Origin of the sequence: Pseudomonas meliae, assembly GCF_001400515.1 — a bacterium.
Taxonomy (GTDB): domain Bacteria; phylum Pseudomonadota; class Gammaproteobacteria; order Pseudomonadales; family Pseudomonadaceae; genus Aquipseudomonas; species Aquipseudomonas amygdali.
Window position 1 is genome coordinate 1 of record NZ_LJQT01000399.1, and the last position, 11,402, is coordinate 11,402.

Consider the following 11,402-nt stretch of genomic DNA (forward strand, 5'->3'; position numbering starts at 1 on the left):
GAGCGTCGCACGATAGTGGATCGTGCGCTCAGCGCACCTGCCAGCCGCCGCCCAGTGCCTTGTACAGCGCGATGCTCGCCTGCAAGCGTGCCAGCCGTAACTGCACGCTCACGTCCTGCGCCTGATACAGCGTGCGTTGGGTTTCCAGTACCGTCAGTAAGTTCTCGGCACCTTCTTCATAGCGGCTCTGGGCGATGTTGAAGGCGGTTTGCGCCTGTTTGAGTTCTTCTTCGTGCCAGTAGCGTTGCTGGTCCAGGCCTTGAATGCTGTTCAGGGCTTTTTCGACGTCGGCGAAGCTGTTGATGATCGCTCCGCGATAGGTTTCCAGCAGCTCTTCCTGACGAGCTGTGGCCCTGTCGCGCTCGGCAGCCAGACGGCCATTATTGAAGATCGGCCCGACCAGACCGGCAGCCAGGCTGCTGAACGGTGCGCGCAACCAGTCTTCGGCGCGGGTGGCTTCGGTGCCGAGCCTGGCGCTCAGGGTCAGCTTTGGCAGCATGGCAGCGCGCGGCACCGTGACATTGGCTTGCGCCGCGGCCAGTTCAGCTTCGGCTTTGGCCAGATCCGGGCGGCGGGTCAGCAGTTCGCTGGGCAGACCGGGGCCGATGTCCGGCCAGTTCAGGGTGGCGAATGCCTGATCACCGAGGTTCAGATTCTGTACCGGCTGGCCGAGCAACGCTGCCAGGCTGATCAACTGCTCGTTGGCCAGTTGCTGAACGCGTGGCAGTTCGCGCTGCTGGGTCGCGACCAGGTTTTTCTGCTGTGCCAGTTCCAGTGCAGTGGCCGAACCCGAGTCGTAACGGGTCTGCACCAGCCTCAAAACGATTTGCGCGTTGGCCAGGTTCAGCTCGGCAATCCGGCCTTGCTCGCGCGCTGCGAGGGTTTGCGCATAGCGGTCAGCGACGTTGCCGAGCAGGGTCAGTTCCACTGTCGCCTGATCGAATTCGCTGGCCCGCAGGCTTTGTAGCGCACTGTCGCGTCCGGCGGCGATACCGCCCCAGAAATCCACTTCATAGCTGGCGGTCAGGTCGCTGGTGAAGTTGTTGGTGTTGTTGTCGTCGGAAGGGTTGGCCTTGCGGTCGCTGTTGCGCACGAACTTGTTGCGTTCGCCGCGCAGGTCAAAGGCCAGCTCCGGGAGCAAAGGTGCGCCGCCAATGATGGCGCTGGCCTGCGCCTGACGCACACGCGCCATTGCTGCAGCGACTTCGTGGCTGTCGCGACTGGCCTGTTCGATCAGGCGATTCAATTGCGGGCTGCCGAACTGCTGCCACCAGCGGGCGTCGCTGCGCTGGGCGGCAGCGCTCTGGGCAAACGCCCAGCGTGCAGGTGGCTGAATGCCGCTGCCCAGGCGCGGAGCCGGGGTATTGCAGGCGGTCAGTAACAGGCAGACGGTCAAAAGGGAAAGGCTCGGCTTCATTGATTGTTCATTCACTGGTAAGGGCGGCAACCGGGTCGAGCCGGGCAGCTTTGCGGGCAGGCATGAAGCCGAAGATCACGCCGGTGACCAGTGCGCAGGCAAACGCTCCGGCCACTGCCGGCACGGTGAACGCAACCGCCACCTTGCTCAGCAACAAGGCTGCGCCCATGCCCAGCGCCAGCACGATACCGGCCAGCCCGCCGACCACGGAAAGCATCACCGCTTCGGTGAGGAACTGCCGCAGGATGTCGCTCTGCCGCGCGCCGGTGGCCATACGGATGCCGATTTCACGGGTGCGCTCACGCACAGTCATGAGCATGATGTTCATCACGCCGATGCCGCCGACCAGCAACGAGATCGCCGCAATCGAGCCGAGCATCAGCGACAGGGTGTTCTGGGTGCGTGCTTCAGCCTGGATCATCGCGGCGTTGTTGGTCAGCTCGTAATCCTGCTTGCCGTTATGCAGGCGTTGCAGCAGGTTGCGTATTGCTTCTTCGGCGTGTTTGACGTTGTTGGCATCGCGTGTAGCGATGGTGATGTACTCGGGGTCCTGCGAGCCAAACAGACGGATGCTGGCCGCCGAGTAGGGAATGGCGATGCGGTTGTCGCTGTCCAGGTCACCGGAAGTGGCGCCTTTTTCCTCAAGCACGCCGACCACCTGAAACGGCACGTTTTCAATCAGGATGTACTGGCCAATAGGGTCGGTATGCTCGCCGAACAGTTTCTGGCGAACTTTGTAACCAATCACTGCCACGGCGGCAGCACTTTGCTCATCCGCTTCGCTGAAATAACTGCCTTCCACTACCGGCCAGTTGAAGATCGCCGGAAAGTGCGTGTCGTTGCCGCCGACATAACTGGAATGATCGACGTTGCCGTAGCGCACGCCGGCCTGTCCGCCGTTGACCGGCATGATCATTTTTACCTCGGGCAGATCGCCCAGCGCCGCGACCTCTTCAAGGGTGATGATGCCCTTGGACGCACGCGGGTTGGGGGCCTTGCCGTTGAGGTAAATGATGTTGGAGCCGAACGAGGACATCTGTGCCATGACCTGGCGCTTGCTGCCTTCACCGACCGCCAGCATGACCACCACGGATGCAACGCCGATGACGATACCCAGCAGCGTCAGCGCGGTACGAAAGCGGTTGATCCACATCACCCGCCACGCGGCCTGAACCGCGTCGAGCAGTTCGCCTTTCCACGCCCCGCGACTGCCGCTGCCTTCACTCAGACGCTTGCGCAGGTCGACGGCCTGTAGCGCAGCGGGGTTGGCTGAACGTGGCGCAGACAGATCGCATGCGGTGTCGCTGACCACCAGGCCGTCGCTGATCTCGATGACCCGTTTGGCGCGGGCTGCGACTTCCCGGTCATGGGTGATCAGGATCACCACATGGCCCTGGCTGGCCAGTTCGTCCAGCAGCGCCATGACCTCGGCACCGCTGTGGCTGTCCAGCGCACCTGTGGGTTCGTCGGCGAGGATGATATGCCCGCCATTCATCAAGGCGCGGGCAATGGAGACCCGTTGCTGCTGACCGCCAGACAGCTGGTGTGGCCGGTTGCCGGTGCGCGACCCCAGGCCCAGCCGGTCGAGCAGTGCGGCAGCCCGGGCGTGGCGCTCTGCGGCGGGTGTGCCAGCGTAGATGGCCGGCATTTCAACGTTTTCCTGTGCCGAGCCGGAAGGGATCAGGTGGTAGCCCTGAAACACAAAACCGAATGCCTCGCGGCGCAGCCAGGCGAGTTCGTCGCTGCCCAACTCGGCGACGTTTTCCCCGGCGAACAGGTATTCACCCGAGGTCGGGCGATCGAGGCAGCCGAGGATGTTCATCAGTGTCGACTTGCCGGAACCGGAGGCGCCGACAATCGCTACGAATTCCCCGGCATGGATCGATAAATCGATGCCACGCAGAACGTTGACCAGCGGGCTGTCGCCACCGCCGTAGGATTTGCGGATGGCGCGCAGGTCGATCAGCGGCGTTTGCATTCAGCCCCCGCTGCCGACAGAAGCCGGCACCAGCAGGCTATCACCTTCATTCAGGCCGTCGAGCACCTGCACGCGCAGGCGGTCGCTGATGCCGGTGCGTACCTGACGGTTTTGCACTTCGCCATTGGCGGACAGCACCTGCGCGATCTGCACATCGGCCTGAGGACCGTTCTGCAAGGCTGCGAGCGGGGCGGTCAGGGTGTTCTGCGCGCTGCCGGCGACGAAGAATATCTGTGTGGTCATTTCTGCCATCAGTGCCTGGTCGCTGTTATCAACGTCCAGCAGCACGGTGTACAGCACAACCCGACCGCCGCCGCTCTTGCGCGCACTGCTCGGACTGCCGCCGCCCTGATTGGCTTGATCAAGCGGTCTGGGCGGCACCGGCAGGATTTGCCGCACCGTGCTGCTCCAGCGCCGATTGCCACCGCTGAGAGTGGTGAAGTAGGCCGTCATGCCGGGTTTGACATGGCCAATATCGGCTTCCGAGACTTCGGCCCAGACGGTCATGGGCGACAAGCGGGCGATGCGCAGAATCAGCGGCGTCTGCTGTTGCGCGTTCAGGGTCTGACCTTCTCGCGCATCCAGTGCGACCACCGTGCCGCTCATGGGGGCGTAGATGCGCGTGTAGCCCAGCGCCGCCTCGTCACTGCGCAGCGCCGCCTGAGCTTCCAGGATCTGTGCCTTGAACATGTCGACCCGTGCCTGGGTGGCACGAAATTCCGATTCCGCAGCCTGCACGTCTTCGGCACGCGTGGCACCGCCCGCCGCAAGGCGTTTCTGACGTTGTTGCTTCTGTTCGGCCAGCTCGTGCAGCGCCCGCTGTTCCTGAAGCTGGGCCTTGAGGTTTTCGATGGCGTAACGCGCGGCGTCCAGCCTGGCTTTTTGTGTCGACGGATCGATTTCGACCAGCAAGTCGCCTTCCTTGACCTGATCGCCGACCTGCGCGTGGATTTTCATGATCTGCCCGGTGGCCTGCGAGCCAACGTCCACATAGCTGCGCGGCTGCAAGGTGCCCAGTGCGGTCACGCTGTTTTCGATGTTGCTGCGGGTCACCGTCACGGTCGCTGCATGACCTTTGCTGTCGGGCATGATCTGCCAGGCACACACGGCGATGACCGGGAACAGGCACAGCGCCACGAGAAGGGCGCGTCGAGGAGGGCGAGAGCGTTTCATGCAGGTTCCTGGGGTGGGAAAAATCAACCGATCGACGGACGCCGGCTGCAGAGCGGGCCTTTATATAGAACTGCCCTTTAAACGAGGGATGAGGACGGGAATTTAGCGTCGGCTGCGGGTTGTATTGCGCGAGTAAATTTTGCGTCTGCGCTTCGTTTAAGGGGAGCGGCTAATTCGGGTCGTCTTGTCGAGTTGGAGTCAGCGTGATTATTTCCAGACCCCTGTGCGGTTTTGTGTTTGCAGGTCTTTCTTTCGCGGTGATATTGCCTGCCCAGGCCCTGGTTGCCGCTGATCATCAGGCTGCCCGTGCCGAAATCCGGCGTACCGGTTTTGGCGTGCCGCATATCGTCGCCGCCAATGAGCGCGGTCTGGGTTACGGCATCGGTTATGCGTATGCGCAGGACAACCTGTGCCTGCTGGCCACCGAAGTTGTGACCGTCAACGGCGAGCGATCACGCTATTTCGGGCCGGACAAGGCGACCCTTGAGCAACGCAGCAACATGGCCAGCGACCTGCTGTTCAAGTGGCTCAACACGCCTGAGGCACTGGCTGATTTCTGGAAAGCCCAGCCGCCCGAGATTCGCCAGTTGATGCAGGGCTATGTCGCCGGCTACAACCGCTCGCTGGGTGAGCAGAAGGCCAAGGGTCTGCCGCAGCCTTGCGCAGCCGATTGGGTTCGACCGATCAGTACCGATGATTTGCTGCGCCTGACTCGCCGCTTGCTGGTCGAGGGCGGCGTAGGGCAGTTCACTGAGGCACTGGCGGGAGCCAAACCGCCTTCTGCGCAAAAGCCATTGCAGGTTGATAGCCAGCAGGTTCAGGCGCTGCAATTGGCCGCTGCGCGCAACCAGCGCTTTGCCCTGGAGCGTGGCAGCAATGCCGTGGCAGTAGGGCACGAGCTGTCCGCCAATGGGCGTGGCATGCTGTTGGCCAACCCGCACTTTCCATGGGGCGGCGGCATGCGCTTCTATCAAATGCACCTGACCATTCCTGGCAAGCTTGACGTGATGGGTGCCGCATTGCCGGGCCTGCCGCTGATCAATATCGGTTTCAACCGGCATCTGGCCTGGACCCATACCGTCGACACGTCGAAACACTTCACCTTGCATCGCTTGCAGCTCGACCCGAAAGACTCGACCCGTTACCTGCTGGATGGAAAATCCATCGCTATGGGCCAGCAGCAAGTCAGCGTCGAGATGAAGCAGCCGGACGGTAGCCTCAAGGCTGTGCCGCGCATCATTTATTCCTCGAAGTTCGGCCCGGTGGTGCAGTGGCCGGGCAGGCTGGACTGGGATGACAAGTTCGCCTTCAGCCTGCGTGACGCCAACCTGGAAAACGACCGTGTGTTACAGCAGTGGTATTCGATGGACAAGGCTGACAGCCTCAAGGCGTTTCAGGATTTGGTGCACAAGATTCAGGGCATTCCGTGGGTCAATACCCTGGCGGTCGATGCCAGGGGGCAGGCGCTGTACATGAACCTCTCGGTAGTACCGAACGTGGACGCCGCCAAGCTCGCCAAGTGCAGTGACCCGCGTATCGGCACCGAGCTGATCGTGCTCGACGGCTCGCGCAGTGAATGTAACTGGGACATATCCGCGGAGGCGGCTCAGGCGGGTATTTATCCGTCCTCACGCCAGCCGCAACTGTTGCGTAGCGACTTTGTGCAGCATTCCAATGACTCTGCCTGGATGGTCAATCCCGCGGCACCACTGAAGGGATTTTCGCCGTTGATCAGCCAGGACGGTCAGCCACTCGGTCAGCGTGCGCGCTTTGCGCTGGATCGGCTGGGCAGCCTGCAACAGGCTGGCAAGGTCAGCGCCGAGAATCTGCAAGCGATGGTCATGGACAACGAGGTGTATCAGGCCGGGCAAGTGCTGCCGGATCTGTTGAAGTTCTGTGCTTCGGAGCTGGGTGATGATGTAGCGCGTCTGACGCCGTTGTGCGCCGCCTTGAAAGCCTGGGACGGACGCGCTGATCTGAACAGTGGCATCGGGTTCGTGTACTTCCAGCGGATCATGACATCCATGCAAGGCGTTGCCTCGCGCTGGCGCGTGGTGTTCGACCCGCAAAACCCGACCCACACGCCAAGCGGGCTGGCCATTGAAAACCCTCAGGTTGCCAGCGCACTGCGCGCCGCCATGCTTGCGGCGGTTGATGAGGTGGCCAAGGCCGGTCTTTCGCCCGAGAGTAAATGGGGCGACATTCAGGTCTCCAGCCTCAGCGGCAAACCCATTCCGATTCATGGTGGCCCGGCCGGGCTCGGCGTCTATAACGCCATGCAGACCATCGCTGGCAAGGACGGCAAGCGTGAAGTGGTCAGCGGCACCAGCTATCTGCAGGTCGTGACGTTTGATGAGCAGGGGCCCAGAGCGCAAGGTCTGCTGGCATTTTCTGAATCGAGCAACCCGCAGTCTGCCCACTCAAGGGACCAGACCGAGGCGTTTTCGAAAAAACAGTGGAGTGAGTTGCCGTTCACCGAACAGCAAATCAAGGCTGATCCAGCGTATCAGGTGCAGGTGATCAGCGAGGAGGGCAGCCGCTGAACATGGCAGGAGAAGCGTTTGGGCCGGGCGGCCCAAATGCGCTTGCCTGTCGGGATTAGCCTCCGGGCGTATCGATATCGGCGTCAACACCCTGGGTAGGCTGATGATTGCGCAGATCTTCGGTTTTTTCCTCTGGCTCATGGTCGGGCACGTAAGCACTGTCGCTGGATGACTGGCTTTGACTTTGGCCTTGAGACTGAGACTGAGACTGGCTGGGAGCAGGGCTTTGGCCCTGATTCTGGCCTCCACCTTTTTCCGTCTCTGGTTCTACGTCCGCAACCTGTGGCTCGATGGCCGGGTCGTTGCGGTCTGCGCCCTGGTCAGCGGGCGTATGGTGGCCCGGTGGCTGTTCTTTCTGACGTTGCGGTTCGATGGACATGCGTACCTCGATATCTGTTTCAGAAAATGGTCTGACAGGGTTTCGAAAGGTAGCCATATGGATCGTTCGATTCAGTTGCCGAACGGTTCTGAAGGAGGGTGATGCAGGATTGGGTGTTGTGTGAGGCTACGGGAGGTGCGATGTTCGCGAAGGGGGCCGTACAGTTGCATGAGATGCATTGAACGGAATATAGCCTTCGCTCGCTACAGAAGATATAGGCAGCGCGGTTACAGCACTTTCTTGATTGCGTCGCACACGGCATCAATATTCTTCTGGTTCAGCGCCGCCACGCAGATACGCCCGGTATCCAGCGCGTAGATGCCGAATTCGCTGCGCAGGCGTTGTGCCTGTGCGGCGGTCAGGCCGGAATAGGAGAACATGCCGCACTGACGGCCGACAAAGCTGAAGTCCTGACCGGCCGGGTTATCGGCCAGGCGCTCGACCATGGCTTTGCGCATGCCTTGAATGCGCACGCGCATCTCGCCAAGTTCTTCTTCCCACAGGGCGCGCAGTGCCGGGTCGTTGAGCACCGCAGCGGAAATGATCGCACCGTGGGTCGGCGGGTTGGAGTAGTTGGTGCGGATCACGCGCTTGACCTGCGACAGAACGCGGGCAGTTTCTTCTTTCGATTCGGTAATGATCGACAGCGCGCCCACACGTTCGCCATACAGCGACAGCGACTTGGAAAACGAGCTGGAGGCGAAGAAGGTCAGGCCCGACTCGGCGAACAGGCGCACAGCCAGTGCATCTTCCTGAATGCCTTGACCGAAGCCCTGGTACGCCATGTCCAGAAACGGTACATGGCCCTTGGCCTTTACCACTTCCAGCACTTTTTTCCAGTCATCCAGGCTCAGATCGACGCCAGTCGGGTTGTGGCAGCAGGCGTGCAGCACGACGATCGAGTTGTTCGGCAGGTTCTGCAGGTCTTCAAGCATGCCGGCGCGGTTCACGTCGTGGGTGGCTGCGTCGTAATAACGGTAGTTCTGCACCGGGAAACCTGCGGTTTCGAACAGTGCGCGGTGGTTTTCCCAGCTTGGGTCGCTGATCGCTACCACTGCGTTGGGCAGCAGTTGCTTGAGGAAGTCGGCACCGATCTTCAAGGCACCTGTGCCGCCGACCGATTGAGTGGTCAGCACACGGCCTGAAGCGATCAGCGGTGAATCAGCTCCCAGCAGCAGTTTTTGCACGGCCTGGTCATAAGCGGCAATGCCGTCGATCGGCAGGTAACCGCGCGGCGCGTGCTGGGCGACACGGATCTTTTCAGCTTCAGCCACGGCACGCAGCAGAGGAATGCGCCCCTCTTCATCACAGTAGACGCCTACGCCAAGGTTGACCTTGGTGGTGCGGGTGTCAGCGTTGAAGGCTTCGTTGATACCCAGGATCGGATCGCGGGGTGCCATTTCGACAGCGGAGAACAGGCTCATTGTGCGGCGGCTCTTGATGAAGAGTGGGTTAGGGATGTACGCTGCGGCTGAATGCGCCAAAGCGGTGCACAAACAGGGCTTAGTATAGAGAGCATCCCCTCGCCGGGCGACAGGTCGGGGCGGCTTTTTTCGAGGTTATGTGCATATTTTCAGAACGTTCGTCCCGTTCGAGCCTCAATGCTTTAAGTGCGTGACTTGAAAGGCCAGCATATGGCTCCATCTAGTAAGCATCATTTCAAGACATCGCACGCCTTTTCCCGGCGGGACCGGGCGTTGGCGATGATTTCGTCATGGCCTGTCAGTCCATTCAGGTGAGGCGAGCCCTTTGCGCGATCCCGTCGCGTACGAATCAAGTCGCGTATGAACCAAGAGGTAGGATATGTCCGAGTTCCAGCTCGTTACCCGTTTTGAGCCAGCCGGCGATCAGCCCGAGGCCATTCGCCAACTGGTCGAAGGGATCGACGCAGGGCTCGCGCACCAGACCTTGCTGGGGGTGACCGGCTCGGGCAAGACGTTCAGCATCGCCAACGTGATCTCTCAGGTGAAGCGCCCGACGCTGGTCCTGGCACCGAACAAGACCCTGGCCGCGCAGTTGTATGGCGAATTCAAGGCGTTCTTCCCGAACAACGCCGTGGAATATTTCGTTTCCTATTACGACTACTACCAGCCCGAGGCCTATGTGCCGTCGTCTGACACCTTCATCGAGAAGGATGCGTCGATCAACGACCACATCGAGCAGATGCGCCTGTCTGCAACCAAGGCGCTGCTGGAGCGTAAGGACGCGATCATCGTCACCACGGTGTCGTGCATCTACGGCCTGGGCAGCCCGGAAACCTATCTGCGCATGGTCATGCACATCGACCGTGGCGACAAACTGGACCAGCGCGCCCTGTTGCGACGACTGGCCGACCTGCAATACACCCGCAACGACATGGACTTCGCCCGTGCGACGTTCAGGGTGCGTGGCGATGTCATCGACATCTACCCGGCCGAATCCGATCTGGAAGCGATCCGCGTCGAGCTGTTCGATGATGAGGTCGAAAGCCTGTCGGCGTTCGATCCGCTGACCGGTGAGGTGATCCGCAAGCTGCCGCGCTTCACGTTCTACCCCAAGAGCCATTACGTTACCCCGCGCGAGACCCTGATCGAGGCAATGGAAGGGATCAAGGTCGAGTTGCAGGAGCGTCTTGAATACCTGCGCACTCAGAACAAGCTCGTGGAAGCCCAGCGTCTGGAGCAACGGACCCGCTTCGATTTGGAGATGATGCTGGAGCTGGGCTACTGCAACGGTATCGAAAACTACTCGCGCTACCTGTCGGGCCGTCCGTCCGGTGCGCCGCCTCCGACCCTGTTCGACTACCTGCCTGCCGATGCCTTGCTGGTGATCGACGAGTCTCACGTCAGCGTGCCGCAGGTCGGCGCGATGTACAAAGGCGACCGCTCACGCAAGGAAACCCTGGTTGAGTACGGGTTTCGTTTGCCATCGGCGCTGGATAACCGGCCCATGCGCTTTGACGAGTGGGAAGCGATCAGCCCGCAGACCATTTTTGTCTCGGCGACGCCGGGCAACTATGAAGCGGAACACGCGGGACGTGTCGTCGAGCAGGTAGTACGCCCGACTGGTTTGGTGGACCCACAGATCGAGATTCGCCCGGCGCTGACCCAGGTCGACGACCTGTTGTCGGAAATCCACAAACGTACGGCGCTGGAAGAGCGGGTGCTGGTCACCACGCTGACCAAGCGCATGTCAGAGGATTTGACCGATTACCTCAGCGACCACGGGGTGCGAGTGCGTTACCTGCACTCGGACATCGATACAGTTGAACGTGTCGAGATCATCCGCGACCTGCGTCTGGGTACCTTCGATGTGTTGGTGGGGATCAACCTGCTGCGCGAGGGCCTGGACATGCCGGAAGTGTCGCTGGTTGCGATTCTCGATGCCGACAAGGAAGGTTTCCTGCGTTCCGACCGTTCGCTGATTCAGACCATTGGTCGGGCTGCGCGTAACCTCAATGGCCGGGCGATCCTGTACGCCGACCGCATCACCGGTTCCATGGAGCGCGCCATTGGCGAAACCGAACGGCGCCGCGATAAACAGCTCGCCTTCAACCTTGAGCACGGCATTACCCCAAAAGGCGTGTTCAAGGACGTTGCCGACATCATGGAAGGTGCCACGGTACCCGGCTCGCGCAGCAAGAAGCGCAAAGGCATGGCCAAGGCAGCCGAAGAAAACGCTCGCTACGAAAACGAACTGCGCTCGCCGAGCGAGATCAACAAGCGCATTCGTCAACTGGAAGAGAAAATGTACCAGTTGGCCCGCGACCTGGAATTCGAAGCTGCTGCGCAGATGCGCGACGAGATCGGCAAGTTGCGGGAGCGGTTGCTGGCGGTTTGAGAGAGGGGTGATGCTCTGTCTCAAGCCTGCGTCGCGCCATGCGCTCAAGATCGGACGCAGAGCGTCCAGAGCGGCGTTACCACGCTGGAGCGT

The 11,402-nt window shown here is 61.1% G+C and carries 7 protein-coding genes; 2 read left to right on the forward strand and 5 right to left on the reverse strand.

Going from position 1 to position 11,402, the window contains the following annotated elements:
- Positions 1-28: 28 nt before the first annotated feature.
- The 3 genes from ALO64_RS18545 to ALO64_RS18555 are packed head-to-tail and all read right to left on the reverse strand — an operon-like array spanning position 29 to position 4,568.
- On the reverse strand, positions 29-1,417 hold the full coding sequence (locus ALO64_RS18545) for an efflux transporter outer membrane subunit (RefSeq protein ID WP_044343286.1): 1,389 nt from the start codon (positions 1,415-1,417) through the stop codon (positions 29-31).
- A gap of 7 nt (positions 1,418-1,424) precedes the next feature.
- Positions 1,425-3,395 carry a MacB family efflux pump subunit gene (locus ALO64_RS18550; RefSeq protein ID WP_044343285.1) on the reverse strand — a complete coding sequence of 657 codons (1,971 nt, stop codon included), beginning with the start codon at positions 3,393-3,395 and terminating at the stop codon, positions 1,425-1,427.
- The gene (locus ALO64_RS18555; protein WP_044343284.1) at positions 3,396-4,568 is read right to left on the reverse strand and encodes an efflux RND transporter periplasmic adaptor subunit; all 1,173 of its coding nucleotides are present in this window, start codon (positions 4,566-4,568) and stop codon (positions 3,396-3,398) included.
- A gap of 203 nt (positions 4,569-4,771) precedes the next feature.
- Between ALO64_RS18555 and pvdQ the strand changes: the two genes are divergently transcribed.
- The gene (gene pvdQ, locus ALO64_RS18560) at positions 4,772-7,111 is read left to right on the forward strand and encodes a bifunctional acylase PvdQ (RefSeq protein WP_044343283.1); all 2,340 of its coding nucleotides are present in this window, start codon (positions 4,772-4,774) and stop codon (positions 7,109-7,111) included.
- A gap of 55 nt (positions 7,112-7,166) precedes the next feature.
- Here pvdQ and ALO64_RS18565 read toward each other — a convergent pair whose 3' ends face one another.
- Together ALO64_RS18565 and ALO64_RS18570 are read right to left on the reverse strand one after the other, a co-directional pair.
- Complete coding sequence (locus ALO64_RS18565; protein WP_044343282.1) at positions 7,167-7,490, reverse strand: hypothetical protein; 324 nt, start codon at positions 7,488-7,490, stop codon at positions 7,167-7,169.
- Between the two features lie 227 nt (positions 7,491-7,717).
- On the reverse strand, positions 7,718-8,914 hold the full coding sequence (locus ALO64_RS18570) for an amino acid aminotransferase (RefSeq protein ID WP_002552946.1): 1,197 nt from the start codon (positions 8,912-8,914) through the stop codon (positions 7,718-7,720).
- 379 nt (positions 8,915-9,293) lie between these two features.
- Here ALO64_RS18570 and uvrB point away from each other — a divergent pair, with 379 nt between their 5' ends.
- Complete coding sequence (uvrB, locus tag ALO64_RS18575) at positions 9,294-11,309, forward strand: excinuclease ABC subunit UvrB (RefSeq protein ID WP_002552947.1); 2,016 nt, start codon at positions 9,294-9,296, stop codon at positions 11,307-11,309.
- Positions 11,310-11,402 lie beyond the last annotated feature (93 nt).